The 16,638-nt window shown below is 66.5% G+C and carries 17 protein-coding genes; 8 read left to right on the top strand and 9 right to left on the bottom strand.

Annotation, left to right across the window (positions count from 1 at the left end):
* Positions 1-34: 34 nt before the first annotated feature.
* The 5 genes from B5X90_RS01280 to B5X90_RS01260 all read right to left on the bottom strand — a co-directional run bounded on the left by B5X90_RS01280 (position 35) and on the right by B5X90_RS01260 (position 3,603).
* The gene (locus B5X90_RS01280; protein WP_079549707.1) at positions 35-973 is read right to left on the bottom strand and encodes an NmrA family NAD(P)-binding protein; all 939 of its coding nucleotides are present in this window, start codon (positions 971-973) and stop codon (positions 35-37) included.
* A gap of 145 nt (positions 974-1,118) precedes the next feature.
* Entirely contained in the window at positions 1,119-1,499 is a 381-nt protein-coding gene (locus tag B5X90_RS01275) for a hypothetical protein (protein WP_079549706.1), read from the bottom strand.
* 6 nt (positions 1,500-1,505) lie between these two features.
* A complete protein-coding gene (locus B5X90_RS01270; RefSeq protein ID WP_079549705.1) occupies positions 1,506-1,823 on the bottom strand; it encodes a hypothetical protein in 318 nt (105 codons plus the stop codon).
* 41 nt (positions 1,824-1,864) lie between these two features.
* A complete protein-coding gene (locus B5X90_RS01265) occupies positions 1,865-3,145 on the bottom strand; it encodes a Y-family DNA polymerase (protein WP_179128996.1) in 1,281 nt (426 codons plus the stop codon).
* A 26-nt stretch (positions 3,146-3,171) separates the two neighbouring features.
* Positions 3,172-3,603 (bottom strand): LexA family protein, encoded by a 432-nt coding sequence (locus B5X90_RS01260; protein WP_079549703.1) that lies wholly within the window; start codon positions 3,601-3,603, stop codon positions 3,172-3,174.
* 129 nt (positions 3,604-3,732) lie between these two features.
* Between B5X90_RS01260 and B5X90_RS01255 the strand changes: the two genes are divergently transcribed.
* The gene (locus B5X90_RS01255) at positions 3,733-4,152 is read left to right on the top strand and encodes a hypothetical protein (RefSeq protein WP_079549702.1); all 420 of its coding nucleotides are present in this window, start codon (positions 3,733-3,735) and stop codon (positions 4,150-4,152) included.
* 11 nt (positions 4,153-4,163) lie between these two features.
* On the opposite strand, the gene B5X90_RS01250 is transcribed toward B5X90_RS01255, so the two are convergent.
* A complete protein-coding gene (locus tag B5X90_RS01250; RefSeq protein ID WP_079549701.1) occupies positions 4,164-4,754 on the bottom strand; it encodes a dihydrofolate reductase family protein in 591 nt (196 codons plus the stop codon).
* Positions 4,755-5,102: 348 nt separating this feature from the next.
* On the opposite strand from B5X90_RS01250, the gene B5X90_RS01245 reads away from it, so the two are divergent.
* On the top strand, positions 5,103-7,037 hold the full coding sequence (locus B5X90_RS01245) for a glycoside hydrolase family 15 protein (protein ID WP_079549700.1): 1,935 nt from the start codon (positions 5,103-5,105) through the stop codon (positions 7,035-7,037).
* 305 nt (positions 7,038-7,342) lie between these two features.
* Positions 7,343-7,780: a DUF5956 family protein gene (locus B5X90_RS01240; protein WP_079549699.1), complete on the top strand. Its 438-nt coding sequence runs from the start codon at positions 7,343-7,345 to the stop codon at positions 7,778-7,780.
* A gap of 560 nt (positions 7,781-8,340) precedes the next feature.
* On the opposite strand, the gene B5X90_RS01235 is transcribed toward B5X90_RS01240, so the two are convergent.
* On the bottom strand, positions 8,341-8,739 hold the full coding sequence (locus B5X90_RS01235; RefSeq protein ID WP_079549698.1) for a hypothetical protein: 399 nt from the start codon (positions 8,737-8,739) through the stop codon (positions 8,341-8,343).
* 223 nt (positions 8,740-8,962) lie between these two features.
* Here B5X90_RS01235 and B5X90_RS01230 point away from each other — a divergent pair, with 223 nt between their 5' ends.
* Positions 8,963-10,060 carry an ATP-binding protein gene (locus B5X90_RS01230; RefSeq protein WP_079549697.1) on the top strand — a complete coding sequence of 366 codons (1,098 nt, stop codon included), beginning with the start codon at positions 8,963-8,965 and terminating at the stop codon, positions 10,058-10,060.
* Between the two features lie 97 nt (positions 10,061-10,157).
* On the opposite strand, the gene B5X90_RS01225 is transcribed toward B5X90_RS01230, so the two are convergent.
* Together B5X90_RS01225 and B5X90_RS01220 are read right to left on the bottom strand one after the other, a co-directional pair.
* On the bottom strand, positions 10,158-11,444 hold the full coding sequence (locus B5X90_RS01225; RefSeq protein WP_079549696.1) for an FAD-dependent oxidoreductase: 1,287 nt from the start codon (positions 11,442-11,444) through the stop codon (positions 10,158-10,160).
* Positions 11,437-12,762: an MFS transporter gene (locus B5X90_RS01220; RefSeq protein WP_079549695.1), complete on the bottom strand. Its 1,326-nt coding sequence runs from the start codon at positions 12,760-12,762 to the stop codon at positions 11,437-11,439. The genes B5X90_RS01225 and B5X90_RS01220 overlap by 8 nt, the downstream gene beginning before the upstream one ends.
* Positions 12,763-12,810: 48 nt before the next feature.
* On the opposite strand from B5X90_RS01220, the gene B5X90_RS01215 reads away from it, so the two are divergent.
* From B5X90_RS01215 to B5X90_RS01200, 4 genes are all read left to right on the top strand, one after another.
* Positions 12,811-13,632, top strand: a complete 822-nt coding sequence (locus tag B5X90_RS01215) for an IclR family transcriptional regulator (RefSeq protein ID WP_079549694.1) — start codon at positions 12,811-12,813, stop codon at positions 13,630-13,632.
* A gap of 118 nt (positions 13,633-13,750) precedes the next feature.
* Positions 13,751-14,881: a cupin domain-containing protein gene (locus tag B5X90_RS01210; RefSeq protein ID WP_079549693.1), complete on the top strand. Its 1,131-nt coding sequence runs from the start codon at positions 13,751-13,753 to the stop codon at positions 14,879-14,881.
* Positions 14,881-15,714 (top strand): fumarylacetoacetate hydrolase family protein, encoded by an 834-nt coding sequence (locus B5X90_RS01205; protein WP_079549692.1) that lies wholly within the window; start codon positions 14,881-14,883, stop codon positions 15,712-15,714. The genes B5X90_RS01210 and B5X90_RS01205 overlap by 1 nt, the downstream gene beginning before the upstream one ends.
* Positions 15,714-16,472 (top strand): maleylpyruvate isomerase family mycothiol-dependent enzyme, encoded by a 759-nt coding sequence (locus B5X90_RS01200; protein ID WP_079549691.1) that lies wholly within the window; start codon positions 15,714-15,716, stop codon positions 16,470-16,472. Before B5X90_RS01205 ends, B5X90_RS01200 begins: the two co-directional genes overlap by 1 nt.
* Positions 16,473-16,638: the final 166 nt, after the last annotated feature.

The following is a 16,638-nucleotide window of genomic DNA, read 5'->3' as shown; positions in this document are numbered from 1 at the left end:
GGGGTTCGGGCTTATCCGTGCAACAACCCCCAGGCTAGGCGACCGGGGCCGGTGAGCTCTGCCGCACGTGCTGGTCCAGGACATCCCGGGCGGTGGTCCATGTCCGGCTCCCGTACCGGTCATTGCTGACATAGTTCAGAGTCGCGTCGCCGCTGAACATGTTGGCGAAGTACTGCATGCCCTGCCACGGCGGGAACGGCTCGTCAGAGGCCGGCATGAGGGCTTTGATGGCGCGGCTCATAGCAGTCAAGGAACCGACGCTGCCTGCGTAGAGGAGCCGGAATTGCGTTCCGGTGAGGGCGGACATGGTGGCTGCCAGGGTCCTTGCCGTGACCTGGTCTCCGGCGATCTGGAGGACGCGGGGCGCCCGCTCGTCGAGGGCGGCGGCCGCGGTGTAGGTGGCAGTGTCGTCTTTCGTGGTGAAATCGAGCACCTGGTCGGGGTCGGACCAGAAGAGTACACGGCGCCGGGAGAAGAGGATCATGGGTGCCTGCCCGGAGAGCATGTCGGTGAAGGCGCCGTTGAGGATGGACGTGGCCCGGATTTCGGTGGCATCCAGCCGCTGTGCGAAGTCTCGGCGGAACTGCAAGTTCCGGTTGCTTCGGGGGCGGATTCCACGGTAATCGATGGAGTAATCGGAAGGGATGAAACGCGGTACGCCCACCGCGGCCGCCGCCTCCAGCAAGCGCGACTGGGCGTCGAAAATTACGCTGTCCACGCCGTTGATCGCGGAGACTACGCAGTCAACATCCGCGCAGGCCCTTCGGAGGGCCGCCGGGTCGTCGTAGCCTGCCTGGATCACCTCGACGCCCTGGGCGCGGAGCTGCGCGATGCGCTCCGTGCTGGTCCCTGGCCGTGTCAGGACCCGGACGGTGGCCCCCAGGGCGACCAAATTCCGCAGGATGCGCCCGCCGAGATCGCCGGTGGCTCCGGCAAGAAGGACAGTGCCCGGAGTGGGAGTCGTCGGGATCATGGTTCGCACCTCAAGTGTCGGGCGGAAAAGGATAGTGGGCTAAAGACTACCAACGGCAGGGCAGCTGCGATTCCCGGATGTGACTCAACCCATCCCCGGGCCGGAATGATCAGCGGAACCGTTGCACGTCGGTCGCGGGCCGGCCCTAACTCCAGCGGTGGGATTCCAGCGCGCGAAACAGGGGAGCGCGGCCGCCTTTCAGGTGGTCAACGGGGCGGGACCCGCCGAGTTCCCGCGAGGGTGTGACCATCCAGGCCGTGAAGTAGTTGTGCGGAACCTTCAGTTCTATGGCGCGCTGGAAAAGGTCGACGACGGTCGGGTGGAGGTGGCCCCCGGCGACGAATTGGAATCCGGGGCAGAAGGTGCCGTCGTCGATAAACACCCGGACGAGCTGCTGCATTACAGGGTCGGGGTCGTCCATCAGTTCGGCGAGGCGGCGGCGGACCTGTTCCAGGGCGGGCAGCGTGAACTCTGCCCTGATCCCCGCCCAGGTCTTGTCGTTGATCGGCGGGCGGTTCAGCGTCACCGTTGCCTAGCTGCCGTCGCTGATGTCGTCCAGGAGCCACTGGACGGAGCGTGGATTCCGGCGCAGCGTGAAGGTGCGCAGCGCTGAAGTCGACCCCAGCCGGGCCCCGACGCGCCAGTATTCGGTACCGGCCGGGTTGGCGCCGGCGGCGGCAGAGCATCGGGGGCCTAGCCCGGGGTCACCGCCGATCCAGTGCCGGGATTCGATGGCGGGATCGACAAGCCAGATCCGTCCGTCGTGCCGGATGGCGAGGGGCGTGCCTGCCGGGTCGAGCCGGACTTGAAGCTCAAGGGTTTGCGTGGGGTTTTCGGTGCTGAGGGTCATGGGGGGTCTCTCGTGGTGCGGTGCTGCGGGGTGTGGTTGTCTTAGGCGGCTTTGACGAGGGGTAGTTCGTCCCAGTGGGTGGTGTAGCGGGGGGAGAGCATGTCCCGTTTCATGGTCCAGTCCGGCCCGCCGCGTATGCCGGCGTGGCCGAGGCCGATGGAGCCGCGCCCGTATCGGCGGGTCACGTCTTCCAGGAGGGTCCCGATGCGGCGTTCCTCGTGCGGGTTCTCGAACAGGGCCAGCGGTGCCTGGTTGCCGGTGGGCCGCAGGTCGGTGACCATGATGCCGGCCCGGGCGTACTTGACGCCTTCCTGGATGTGGGGCAACAGGGCGTGGGCAGCCTTGGTCAGGATCACCGGGTCCGCGGTGGGCATCGGCAGCGGCACGCACACCGAGGGGTAGGAGGTGTCTTCCGGGTTGAAGTGTGAGGTGCCGGCGAAGGCGGTGAGGACCTTGGCCTGGAGGCTGTGTTTGGCCAGCCGCGCTGAAGCCTGCTGGCCGTAGACGGACAGGACCTGCCGCATGCCGGCGGCGGTGGTGATAGGTGTGGCGAAGGAGCGCGAGAAGATGAGCTGGTCCCGGCCGATCCGTTCTTCCTCCATCGGGATGCACGGGGTGCCCTGCAGTTCCAGGACGGTGCGCATCATGACCACGGAGAAGCGGTCCCGGATCATCACCGGGTCCGCCCGGGACAGGTCAAGGATGGACTGGAGCCCTAAGGCGTTGAGGCGTTTGGTCAGCCGCGTCGCGACGCCCCAGATTTCGATCACGGAAAGCCGGCCCATGAGCGCTTCCCGGGCGGCCGCGGGCACAGAGTCCCAGTGGCAGATACCGTCGAAGGCCGGGTTGTGCTTGGCCCATTTGTTGGCCAGTTTCGCCAGGGTCTTGGTCCCGGCGATTCCGACGCAGACCGGCACCCCGACGTTGCGCCGCACGGCTGCCTTCATGGTCTGGCCCAGAACCAGCAGGTCCTCCGGCGCGCCTTTGACGCCCAGGAAGGCCTCGTCGATGCTGTAAACCTCCAACCAGGCGCTGTAGCGGCCTAGCAGTTCCATCACCCGGGCGCTGATGTCCCCGTAAAGCTCGTAATTGCTCGAGAGGGCAACAAGTCCCCACTCCTTGGCCCGCGGGGCGAGTTTGAACCATGGTTCACCGAGGCCGATCCCGAGAGCCTTGGCTTCCGGGGACCGGGTGACGGCGCAGCCGTCGTTGTTGGACAGGACGACGACGGGCCGGCCTTCGAGGGACGGGTCGAATGCCCGCTCGGCCGAGGCGTAGAAGCAGTTCACATCCACGTGCGCGATCTGCGGCATCCGCCGCATCGGGGAGGGCTTAGAAATGGCGTGCCTCAAACATGGTGCAGGCAGCGGGTCGCGACGCCCCAGATGACCAGATCCGACATGGACGGAACCCGAATGTCCGGGTAGGCCGGATTCTCCGCCTGCAGCACGACGCCGGCGGCCGTGATCCGCAGCCGCTTGATGGTCAACTCCCCGTCCAGGACGGCGATGACCACGGACCCGTCCTTGGGTTCCAGGGCCCGGTTGACGATCAGTTCATCACCGTCGCTGATGCCGGCGCGTTCCATCGAGTCTCCGGAGACCCGCACGACGTAGGTGCTGGTGATGTCCTTGATCAGATGCTCGTTCAGGTCAATTCGCCCGTCAAAGTAGTCCTGCGCCGGCGAGGGGTACCCGGCCGCGACGGGGACCGGAGAGATCAGCACCGACAGCAACGACATGCCCGCGTCTATCACGCGGGGACCGACAACAACGCCCACAACACACCCTTATTCGAATATATGTTCGATAGGTTCAGTGTAGCCGGATGGACCGACAAAAGACGATGTCCTCCAGACCTGCCGGTCCGTGCTCGATTCATTCGACACCAGACAGCCCGGGGGAAGGCCATGACCGCTGCCGTCGCCGTGAGCTGCTTGTTGTCGGGGCTGCTGCTCGCTCTTGCCCTCGTGCTTCCCTCCATCACCAGTCCGACCGAGCCGTTCGGAGTCCGGGTGCCGGCGCAGTGTGCCGACGACCCGACGGTAGCCAGCCAGATCCGTATCTACCGACGGCGGGTGCTCTCAAGCGGGATCGCCGCTGCCGTGGTCGGGGGCGTCGTCTATGGTGTGACCGGTGAAGCGTTGCTGCTTCCGCTGTCGGTACTGACGCTCGAGGGCGTCTGGTACGCCTGCTTCTTCCTGGCCAACCACGAGATCCGGGCCGCTAAGGCCGCCGGGGGCTGGTCGCGAAGACCACGCGCTGATGGTCCCGCGACGGTTCGGGTTGGGTGGAGACTCTCCGTCCACCGAGTGACGTCCGAGGACTAAGGGTCAGCCCGTCAGCGGATTACCTGATAGCGCACGTGGGTGACGAGGCTGGAACCGCTCACGTCCGTCGGCTCAAGCTTGAGGTCCGTCATGCCGTCCAGCAGCCGCTCGCCCGCGCCCAGGACTATGGGCGCAATGTGGAGCCGCAGCTCGTCGATCAGCCCCGCCGAAAGGAATTGTCGGGCGGTCTGCGCTCCTCCGGCTATGGCCACGTCCTTGTTGCCAGCGGCCTTCCGCGCCTGGGCCAGCGCCGATTCGATCCCATCGGCTACGAAGTTGAACGTTGTGCCGCCCTCCATTTCCAGAGGCTCGCGGGGGTGATGGGTGAGAACGTAGACGGGTGCGTGATAGGGCGGTTCCTCACCCCACCATCCCCGCCACTGCTCATCCCATGCCCCGGGACCGGCGTACATGTTCCGGCCCATGATGTAGGCGCCGGCGGCGAGGATGCCTTCGAGTTCGGCTGCGTTGGACTCGGCTTCTTCGAACATCCACCTGTGGAGGAGTTCTCCGTTCTCGCCCAGGGGTTCCGTCAGGCTTTGGTTCCGGCCGGCGAGGAATCCGTCGAGGGAGATGGTCAGATCGCACGTGACTCGGCTCATGCGCCCATCATGTCACCACTCGGCGGGGCCCTGACAAGGCCTATGGCGCAGGCGTGCTGGCCGGTCTGATCGAAACGCAGTACCTGTGACACGAGATCCATCCTCCGTCGTTCATCTTCTCGATCCATCGGCAATCCCAAGGATTGGCAGAGCGGGTAGACGCTCTCCCGGGTCGAGGGGGCCTTCGATCATGGGGGGAATTCAGGTCCAGCGCCTCGTTGGCCGGCGGACGTTCGAGATCTTCGCCGCCGCATCGCCGTCGTCGCCTGCGATGCGACACTGGCTGTTGGGGAGGAGATCGTCCAGGTAGCAGGGGTCCCGTTTCCGCCCTGAGGGGAACATACTGGGGTGGTGAGGATCGACGCCCGGTCAGGGGCAGAGGGGAGGCGGCGGCCCGGGGCCGGCACGAGCCCGTATCCGCCGATCGCCGACTATGGGTTTTTGTCTGACTGTGAGGCCAACTGCTTGATTGCATCGAGCGGGCAGGTCGAGTGGATGTGCGTGCCGCGCCACGACTCACCGAGTGTGTTCTCGACTATCCTCGACCGCGCCGCGGGTGGCTTCAAGGTGGCGCCGTACGGCGTCCGGGAGCCCACTGCGCGCCGCTATCTCCCCGGCAGCTTGATCCTGGAGACCACCTGGCAGACCAGGACGGGCTGGCTGATCGTGAGGGATGCCCTGGTGATGGGTCCATGGCACCACACCGAGTTGAGGGCCCGCCGGTACCGCCGCCCGCCGACGAACTACGAGGCCGAGCATTGCCTGCTGCGCACCGTCCGGTGCGTCAACGGTGCGGTTGAGCTGTCCGTGCTGTGCGAGCCGGTCTTCGGCTACGGCCAGCGCCGGGCACGGTGGGAGTTCTCCAGCCCCGGATACGGAGAGGCCGTGACCGTCAGCGGCGACGAGGGGGATCCAGTGCTGCGTCTGACTACCGACCGCCGGCTGGGCATCGAGGACTCCATCGTGGCCATCCGCAGCCGGATGACCGAGGGCGAGCAAGCTTTTATCGCGCTCTCCTGGGGGTCGCTGCCCCCGCCGCGGACGTGGGAAGAAGCCACGCGCAAGCAGTGGCAGACCACTGACTTCTGGAGGCAATGGATCACCGGGGGCGAGTTCCCCGACCACCCGTGGCGGGAGCAGCTGCAGCGCAGCGCGCTGACGTTGAAGGGCCTCACCTACGCACCGACTGGGGCTCTGGTCGCGGCGCCCACCACCTCGCTGCCCGAGACGCCCGGGGGAGAGCGGAACTGGGACTACCGGTACACCTGGGTGCGCGATTCCACGTTCGCTCTCTGGGCCCTCTACACCCTCGGCCTGGACCGGGAAGCCGACGACTTCTTCGCTTTCATCCGCGACGTCGCTGCCGAAGACGACCTGCAGATCATGTACGGCATCGACGGCGAACGGGACCTTCCCGAAGTTACAGTCGAGGGACTCGGCGGCTACGACGGCGCCCGCCCCGTCCGGATCGGCAACGCTGCCGCCCACCAGCGCCAGCTCGACGTCTGGGGCACGATGCTGGACTCCGTCTACCTCCACGCCAAATCCCGTGACCAGCTTCCCGAGCCGCTCTGGCCCGTCCTGCTCCGCCAGGTCGAGCAAGCCGCGGCCCACTGGCGGGACCCCGACCACGGCATCTGGGAGGTCCGTGGCGAACCGAAGCCCTTCACCTCCTCAAAGCTCATGTGCTGGGTCGCCCTGGATCGTGGTGCCCGGCTGGCGCGCCTGCACGGTCAGGCTGATTACGCCCGAAAGTGGGACGCCATCGCCACGGAGATTCATGAGGACATCTGCCGCAATGGCGTCGACGACCGGGGCGTGTTTGTCCAGTCCTACGGCACGACGAACCTCGATGCCTCGCTTCTCCTTGTTCCGCTCGTCCGATTCCTGCCCGCCAACGATCCACGCGTGCGCGCCACTGTGTTGGCCATCGCCGATGAACTCACCCGGGACGGACTCGTCCTGCGGTACCGCCCCGAGCAGACCGACGACGGTCTTACCGGCGACGAAGGGACCTTCACGACCTGCTCGTTCTGGCTCGTCTCAGCCCTGGTCGAGATCGGAGAGGTGGTACGCGCCAAGGCACTGTGCGAACGTCTGCTGTCCCTTGCCAGTCCCTTGGGCCTCTACGCTGAGGAGCTGGATCCGGTGAGCGGCCGTCACCTCGGCAACTTCCCGCAGGCGTTCACCCACCTGGCCCTCATCAACGCGCTCGTGCACCTCATCCGCGCCGAAGAAACCAACCGCGCGGCACAGTTCGCCCCGGCCCACCGCACGCCTTGAGACGCAGGCGACGGTCAACGTACGGATTGCAACGCGGGGCTCAAGCTTCCACGGGAAGCCGCCCTACGCGGGTGCCGGAACCGGATGTTCTGCCCCACCGCAGCCATGCGGAGAGGTGACCCATTCGGTACGGCAAGGAGCAGCCATAACCGCGGTGCGCAGCGGCGACCTCGGTTACCGATGACCCGGCCCGGGCCGACATCGCCTGTTGCGCGGCCGGGGGGATCATCCGGTCTTCCGTGGTGAGCAGGTACCAGCTGGGCAGGAGTTAGGGGAACAACCCGTATCGCCAACAAGGAGTACCCATGTGGACTGACGTGAAGGAAGCCGAGATCTCGGCTTCCTGGGTGGACCTGCCCGAGAATGGCTGGGGGGCGCTCATCGGCTGGGCAGCCGGCCTGGACAACTTGCGCCGCCGCCAGTCCTCGGACGCAGGCAGGATGATCACCGGTTACATCGAGCGCGGGGGCAAGCAACAACCCTTCGAGGAACCGTTCACAGCTGCCGACCGGCCGGGAATTGACGATGACATCGACCGCTACCCCCGGGATGCCGGCCTCCCGCCGCGGCCGAGGGGCTACGTCTGGATGATCCGTGTCCCGGAAGGGCATGCATCATCCGAGGCCTTCCTGGCTGAGGTGGACACCGCAATCATTCGAACCGCCGAAGGCACCGTCAATCCGAAGCAGCTGCGGCCGATCGTCGCGACTATTCTCCGCGATTTCTATGCGAGGGACATTTGATCAATCAATACGGAGCCCTGAGTACAGGCGGGGGAGCTGGGGCTGACAGGACCTGGAGCGGTCTGGGGGAGTCCGCCCGGTCGTGAACCCTGCAGCCCAGGGCAGCCGTGCGGGGAGCGTCCCGTGGAATCGGCGCCTGAACCCTGCAGCCCGTTGGTCGCCGTCGGGGCCGGACCGGGAAGCGGACCGCCCTGGGACGTCCGCAAAGTTTTCGAACTGTGGTTACTCGGCTTGGAAGCTGAGCGTGTTTGTCCCGCTTGTCCAGGTCAAACCGAGCATAGTCTTCCAGACCGGGTTTGCCCTTGGCTTCTGCCGATGAATTTGACGACCCCAATTCACACCCACAAACCAGTCAAAGGAAATTTGTACTTTCCCGGGCGTCCAGGACCACGGGGTGCGGCGACAATGATGCGCCATGAAGGGGGAGGCGGTGATATTGCATCAGAAGCGATAATCACTAGTTAACTTGACATAATGTTGATTATCGGCGTTTAGAACATGTGCGGTGAGAGGCCTTGGACAGGGCCTTGAGACTGAGGAAAGCCGGTCGAAATGCTGCTCTAGGTAGCGGCACCTTCGTCACCGTGCTCTGAACTCTTTGCGCGAGGGAAGAATGTCCGGACCGGCAGTAAGAGCCCGGCCAACGAAAGGGCGATGAAGACGACCTGGTGGATATGGTCAGTACCCGGCGGAAGCTGACCAATCAGGTGGGCGGCCCAGAACAGCGGGTAGAACGGAAGCGCGTACCAGGCCCACCGTTCGACTCGCCAATATGGCACGAGCGCGAGAAGTCCGCCAAAAAGTCCCAACCCGAACGTGGCGAGACCGTCCGCCCGATACAGCCCCACGTCTGCGCCCATTGGAACGGCAGCGACAATCGCGCCGAATACCAGGAGGCCCGCACTGACGATTCCGAGGCAGATCCGGCCGATCAGTAAGGGCCACTTTCTCTCATGCATGAGGTCAGCCTAATTGCCGCGGGGTCAGTGCTCGCGATCAGTCGTTGTGTTTGGCCGTGCAGGATATGCCCGTTCACAGGTTGACGTAACTTACGCCCCTGCTCCCCCGCCGGCTCTCACTCAGGCCGCTTCGCCGCAGCCACTGGCCGGGCGTCAAGGGTGGTAGGCTGGCCAAGTTTCACCACTTTCACCACTTTCACCTACTCTCACCCTGGAGGTCCCCGTGCGGAACCCCTTCAAGCCCACAGCCGGAGCCACGCCGCCGGACTTGATTGGGCGCGCCGGGCTCTTGGACGAATTCGAGTACGGCCTGCAGCAAGGCTCGGGAGCACCCGGGCTTTTGACCATCATCACCGGATCCAGAGGCATCGGCAAGACAGTCATGCTGAGCGCGGCAGAACGGATCGCGAGGACTCACGGCTGGGCGGTAATCTCCCGCACAGCAAACCCCGGTTTCCTCGCCGGAATCGGCGACGACATGCTCCGGCTTGTCGAGGAGCTCGGAGAAGGGCCCCCAACGCGGAAAATCACAGCATTCTCGGCGGCAGGGTTCGGGCTAACAACCCAGCTCCCCCAGGAACGGAGTGCCGATTGGCGACGGACCGGGAACGAACTTCTACGGCTGTTGGACGCAAAAGGTACAGGCCTCGTTATCACCATCGACGAGATACATGCGGTCGACCGCACAGAGATATCCCAACTGGCCGCTGAAGTGCAGCACTTCATCCGCGACGGACTGCCCATCGGCCTGATCTTCGCCGGCCTGCCATCCGCCGTCTCCGACCTCCTCAACGAGGGAGCGGCGACCTTCCTCCGACGCGCCGACAGGATCAATCTCCACGAGGCAGCCATCGCCGAAGTCACTGCGTCCTACAGCGAGCTCTTCAGTGAGGGAGGAATAGGCGTCTCCCCCGGCCTCGTCAGCGAGGCGGCGGAGGCTACCGAGGGCTACCCCTTCCTCATTCAGCTTGTGGGCTACTACCTCTGGCTCGAGGCGGGAAAGGCCAGCTGGAAACTGGATGCCAGCAGCGTGCACAGCGCCATCAACGCCGCTCAAAGACGAAACACCTTAGTTGTCGTCGAGTCAGCACTATCGGATATTTCGGACAAGGACCGCGAGTTCCTCGACGCCATGGCCCTTCAGGACGGTCCATCCGCAGCGGGCCTGATCGGAAACATCATGACAGCCAAGCCCAACGTGGTATCCAAGTACAGAAAGAGACTCATCGCCGCAGGCCTGATCGAGTCAGCAGGCTACGGCAAGGTGGACTTCGCAATCCCAGGACTCCGCCAATACCTCCGTGAAACAGCGTCGGCCTGAAGCAGCGACGGAAGAAGCTCCGGGCCGGCTCCTTGAGGAAGCCGGCCCGGAGCGCGTAACGGGTCCCCCTATGATGGCGCCCGGCCCGGAGTCCGGATCAGGCAGAAACTTTGTCCGCCACGCCGGAGTGTGCCGCGCTGGCCGCCGGCACGCCGTCGCCGTCCTGGCCGTACAGCCAGTCGTTGTACCGGAAATCGTTGTCCATCCGGCTCTTGAAGAGCAGGTTGCGCAGCGTCCGGGCCAGCCCGGAGACGTGCCAGGATTCGCCCCAGACGCGGGCGGTGCGCTGGACCTTGGCGGTGCGGCCGGCGCGGAGGTTGTTGAATTCCTTGATCGCGCCGTCCCAGGCTTCGGGGTTGACGCCGTCCGCGGTGAACACGGTGCCGCTGGTGACGTCCTGCAGCACCGCTGCGTCCTCGAGCGCCTGGCAGGCGCCCTGGGCCAGGTACTGCAGCATCGGGTGCGCGGCGTCGCCCATCAGCACCATCCGGCCGGCCACCCAGTTTTCGATCGGATCGCGGTCGTACATGGGCCAGCGCATGCTGGTGCCCAGGTTTTTCAGCGCAGCCTGGACAGCGGGGACGCAGTCCTTGTACGCGGCCTCCAGCTCGTCGACTCCGCCGTACTGCTCCTCGCCGCGTTCGAATGAGGCGGACTTGAAAACGGCCACGGTGTTCAGCAGCTCGCCCTTGCGCAGCGGGTACTGCACCAGGTGGCAGTCCGGTCCGAGGTAGACAATGACGTCCTCGAGGTCCGCTTTGGGTGTGTGTTCGGTAATGGGCACGGTGCCGCGGTAGGCGACGTAGGCCGAGGGGACCGGCTCGTCGCCAGCCACGAGCGGGCGCAGGCTGGACTTGAGCCCGTCGGCGCCGATCACGACGTCGGCCTCGTAGTCCACGCCTGCTGCCGTGTGGGCCACTCCCCTGCCGTTCACGGTCTCCACGCTCTGAACCATGACATCGTTGACCAGCTTCACGCCCGCCGCTTCACAGCCCTCGAGCAGGACCCGGTGCAGGTCGCTGCGGTGGATCACCACGTAGGGCGCACCGTAGCGTTCCTCGAATTCCCCGCCGAGGCTCTGGCGCGTGAGCTCCTCGCCGGTGACGGCGTCGCGGAAGACCAGGTGCTTGGGCTGGACGCCGATCTCCAGGGCCTTCTCCAGCAGGCCCCAGCGCTTCAGGACGCGGGAGGCGTTCGGCGCCATCTGCAGCCCGGCGCCGACCTCGCCGAATTCGGGGGCCCGCTCCACGAGGGTGACGTTGGCGCCGCTTTCCCGCAGCGCGAGGGCTCCGGCCAATCCGGCCATTCCCCCTCCGATGACGAGGACATCGGTGGACGAGCCGTCGGTGGTCAGGAAACTGGTGGACGGGACGTGCTCAGACATTGCTTGCTCCTGTTAGTGAAGGGGAGGTTGAGGTTTTGGATTTGAGTTTGAGGCCGACGGCGGCCAGCAGGACCGCCGCGATGGCGGCCGCGCCGGCGAAGGCGAGGAAATTGGAATTGACGCCCAGCCCGGCGGCCAGCAGCAGGCCGCCTACCTGCGGTGCGGCGACGGCGCCAATGCGGCCCGTCCCCAGCGCCCAGCCCAGCGCGGTCCCCCGCAGGTGCCCGGGATAGTGGCCCGCGACGGCGGCGATGATGAGGCACTGCGTGCCGTGGGTGCCGACGCCAGCGAGGACCAGCATGAGGTACACGACGGTGACCGGCGGGCCCGTAACCAGGACCACAAGCGCTCCGGCGGCGACGGCGGCCGCGGCGATCGCCGTCGGAATGGGACCGAAGCGGGTCCCGGCCCAAGCCGTGATGACCGAGCCGGCCACCGCACCCAGGTTCAGGGCCAGGGCGAAGGTCAGGGCGGACCCGAGGTTGTAGCCAGCCAGCTGCATGAGGTTGGGCAGCCAGGTTCCCAGCCCGTACCAGGCAAACAGGGTGGCGATCGTCGCCAGGGCGAACAGCACGCTGACGCCCAGGTACGGGGCGCGGAGCAGGGAGGAGAAGCCGGAGGGCTCCTCGACCTTGCGCTTCCCCATGACCCCGCCACCGGCCGGGGCCAGGGTCTCCGGAAGGTATTTCAGCCCGAGCGGCACCACGACCAGCAGGGCCAGCACGGCCACGAGGAACATCGACTGCCAGCCGAAGGCGGGGATCAGCTGGATGCCGACGAGGGCCGCGATCGACCCGCCGATCGGGACGCCGGACATCATCAGGGTGGCGATCGTGGAACGCCATTTGGCCGGGACCAGTTCGGCAACGAGGGCGTTGGCGGAGGGCACCAGCCCGCCAAGGCCAATGCCGGCGAGGAGCCTCAGCCCCCCGAAGACGGCGGCGCTGGGGGCGAAGGCGCAGAGGATGGTGAATATCGAGAAGACGATGGCACAGCCGAGGATGGTGCGCCGGCGCCCCCAGGAGTCTGCCATCCGGCCGGCGAAAATCGCCCCGACCATCATGCCGACGAAGGCCATGGAACCGATGGTGCCGGCGGTGGCCTTGCTCAGGCCCCAGCCGGTCTCGGAGATCAGGGAGGACTGGACGGTGCCGTAGACGATCAGGTCGTAGCCATCGAAGACCACCAGGAGCCAGCAGACGAGGACGGCCGCCGCCGAGCCCTTGGAAAACCGCGATGCGGCCCCAGCAGCGACAGCGGGGCCCGGAGCCCCGGGTGTGGGCCGCTGCGTCACTGCAGCGGAAGGTATGTGATTCATCCCACTACCGTCCTCGTCAGGGCAGGTGAACCACAATACAATTCTGATGTGCAGAACAACCCAGCGCCCAAGTCGGCCCGCAGACCCGCGCAAAAGCGGCCCACCTACTCCATCGAGGCGGTGGACAACGCGTTGCAGCTCCTCCAGCTCCTCCGCGACGGCGGCGCGCTGCGGCTCAAGGATGCCGCCGTCGAGCTGGGCGTTGCCCCCTCCACCGCCCACCGCCTGTTGGCGATGCTGGTTTACCGGGGCTTCGCCGTCCAGGACGAAACCCGCCGCTATGTCCCCGGCCCGGCCATGGGCGTCGGACCCGCCGGGCTGAGCTGGACCCGGATGCTCCGCACCCTCGCGCAGCCGCACATGGAACTGCTCTCGGCACGGCTCAACGAGACCGTGAATCTCATGGTGCGGGTGGGGACCAAGGTGCGGTTCCTGGCCACCGTGGAAGGCGGCAACGTGTTGCGGGTGGGTGACCGGCAGGGCACGGTAATGCCCGCCAACAGAACATCCGGCGGCAAGGCCATGCTCGCCGAACTGGAACCGCCGATGATTGAGCAGTTGTTCCGCAGCCACAACGCGGAAATCGGCGGCGACACCATCCCGGATCAAGAATTTCCGGCATTTCTGCGCGAGCTGGAGTCCATCCGCGGCAACGGGTTCGCAGCCAATTTCGAAGGCACCGAGGAGGGCGTAAGTGCTCTTGGGATGGCCCTGCACAACCGGCACGGCCACGTGGTCGGCGCGCTCAGCGTCGCCACTCCCGCGACCCGGTTTCGCCGGGTGTTCGACTCCGGGCTCGTCCCCGCCCTGCGGGAAACCTGCCGGCAGCTGGAGATCGACATCGCCGCAAACCCGGCCGAACCGGACTGAGTGCACCGGAGCCCTGTGCCAGGAATTCTGTTCAGCAGAATATGCTCGGGATCACACGCCGGCATCCGTAGAGTCGAAACACGCCAACGAACTGTTCTGACCTATCGAGGAGGCCCACGTGTCCATCAGCGCCGAGAACACGACCCACGAATCCGTGGCTGCCAGCCACGCGTTGCCGGAGCCGACGCCGGAAGAGACGGCCCAGCTGCAGGAGCTGTACCGGGATTTTGACCGAGAGAACCTGATCCCGCTGTGGACCGAGATCGCGGACCTGATGCCGATGGTCCCGTCCCCGAAGGCGGTCCCCCACGTCTGGCGGTGGAGCGACCTGTATCCGCTGGCGGCCCGTGCCGGGGATCTGGTTCCGGTGGGCCGGGGCGGGGAACGCCGGGCGATAGCCCTGGCCAACCCGGGCCTGGCCGGCACCCCGTACGCGACCCCCACGCTCTGGGCCGCCATCCAGTACCTCGGCGCCCGCGAAACCGCGCCGGAGCACCGGCACTCGCAGAACGCCTTCCGCTTCGTGGTCGAGGGCGAGGGCGTCTGGACGGTCGTGAACGGGGACCCGGTACGGATGTCCCGCGGGGACTTCCTGCTGACCCCGGGCTGGAACTTCCACGGCCACCACAACGACACCGATCAGCCGATGGCCTGGATCGACGGACTGGACATCCCGTTCGTGCACTACGCCGACGCCGGGTTCTTCGAGTTCGGCACCGAACGCGTCACCGACGAGGCCACCCCGGACATCTCCCGCTCCGAACGGCTCTGGGCCCACCCCGGCCTTCGCCCGCTCTCGGGCCTGCATGACACCACGAGCTCCCCGATCGCCGCGTACCGGTGGGAGTACACGGACCGGGCGCTGGCGGAGCAGTTGCTGCTCGAGGACGAGGGCCACCCGGCCACCGTGTCCCAGGGCCACGCCGCGGTCCGGTATTCGAACCCGACCACGGGCGGGGACGTGATGCCGACCATCCGGGCCGAATTCCACCGGCTCCGCGCCGGCGCCACCACCGACGCGGTCCGCGAGGTGGGCTCGAGCGTCTGGCAGGTCTTCGAAGGCTCCGGCTCCGTGGTCCTGAACGGCGAGGCCAGGACCCTGGCCAAGGGCGACCTGTTCGTGGTGCCCTCCTGGGCCGAATGGTCGCTGCAGGCGGAGTCTGAGTTTGATCTGTTCCGCTTCAACGACGCCCCCATTTTTGAACGGCTGAACTTCAGCCGCACCTACATCGAAGGACGCACCAAGTAATGAGACTGCTCACCCTCCGCACCAAAAACGGCGCTGAAACCGGGACCGTGGCCGTCCGCCAGGACGGCGAGACCCTGACCGAGATCGACGGCTTCGCCGACGTCGGGGCCCTGCTGAAGGACTCCGCCTGGGAGTCCATCGCCGCAGCAGCCAACGGCGCGACGCACCCGGCCGAGGGCGCGGACCTCGCCCCGGTGGTCCCCTCCCCCGGCAAGATCATCTGCGTGGGCCACAACTACCGCAACCACATCAAGGAAATGGGCCGGGACGTCCCCGAGTTCCCCACCCTGTTCGCGAAGTACGCCGAATCCCTGATCGGACCCAACGACGATCTGGCCCTGCCGCAGGAATCCGACACCGTTGACTGGGAAGCCGAACTCGCCGTCGTGATCGGCAAGAAGGGCCGCCGGATCGCCGAGGCCGACGCCGCGGACCACATCGCCGGCTACGCCGTGCTCAACGATGTGTCCATGCGCGACTACCAGTTCCGCACCATCCAGTGGCTGCAGGGCAAGACCTGGGAAAAGTCGACCCCGTTCGGCCCTGCCCTGGTGACCAGGGACGAGTTCAGCGGCGGCCTGATGACCACCGCGGTCGATGGCGAGATCCAGCAGCAGACTCCCACCAACGACGTCGTCTTCACACCGGAGTTCCTGGTCTCCTACATCTCCACCATCATCACGCTGAACCCGGGAGATGTGATCGCCACCGGCACCCCGGGCGGCGTGGGCCACGCCCAGGACCCGAAACGGTACCTGCAGGAGGGCCAGCTCCTGGTCACCACCATTGAGGGCCTGGGGCAGCTGAAGAACCGCGTGGTCAAGGAAGCCTGATGGTGGCCCGCCAGGACCAGACGACGGACCCGGACCTGCTGGCGGCGCTGCTGCAGGCGCGCCGGGGCACGGCGTTCTTCGCCCGCAAGCTCAACGAGCTCTCTGACGCGGACCTCGACGGCGACTCGCTGCTGCCGGGCTGGACCCGCCGCCACATCACGGCGCACATCGGCTACAACGCCCGGGCCATCGCCCGGCTCGTCGAGTGGGCCGCCACCGGGATCGAGACCCCGATGTATGCCTCCACAAAGGTCCGGGACCACGAGATCGACTTCGGCGCCACGCTGAGCCCGATCGCGCTGCGGCACCTGTTCGACCACTCCGCGGTGCACCTGAACGTCGAATGGCGGGACCTGCCCGAGGACGCCTGGCACCACAAAGTACGCACGATCCAGGGCCGGGAAGTCCCCGCCACCGAAACAGTCTGGATGCGCAGCCGCGAAGTCTGGATGCACGCCGTGGACCTGGACAACGGCGCCAGCTTCGCCGACCTTCCGGTTCCTGTCCTGGAGCGCCTGCTCAAGGACATCACCGGCGCGTGGAAGACCCGCGGCACCGATGCGGGCCTCGTGGTCAAGGTCACCGACCGCGATCTGACGTTCAGGGACACGACGCTGGAGTCTCCGACCGTGGTCTCCGGACCGCTGGCCGCCGTCGTCGAATGGGCCGCCGGCCGCGGCAACGGCGGCGTCACCGCCACCGGGCCCGGCACTGAATCGAAAGACGGGACGGTTCCAGCCGCCCCGAAGTGGATTTGAGCACTGGCTAAACGGCCGTAAAAGCGGAAGGCCCCTCGGCGAGGGGGCCTTCCGCTTTTGTGTCTGGTTGCCTGCGCCCGGGGGCCCTTTGCGGGCAATGTTCGACGCCGGAGCCCTGGTTGACGGCGTGTCCGCGCCAAAGTGCCCCGGGACCGCAGCCGGACCC

The sequence above is a fragment of the Arthrobacter sp. 49Tsu3.1M3 genome, assembly GCF_900168135.1.
Lineage (GTDB): Bacteria > Actinomycetota > Actinomycetes > Actinomycetales > Micrococcaceae > Arthrobacter.
The sequence above is the reverse complement of the archived record's forward strand: the minus strand, read 5'-3'. Positions and strand labels throughout refer to the sequence as shown.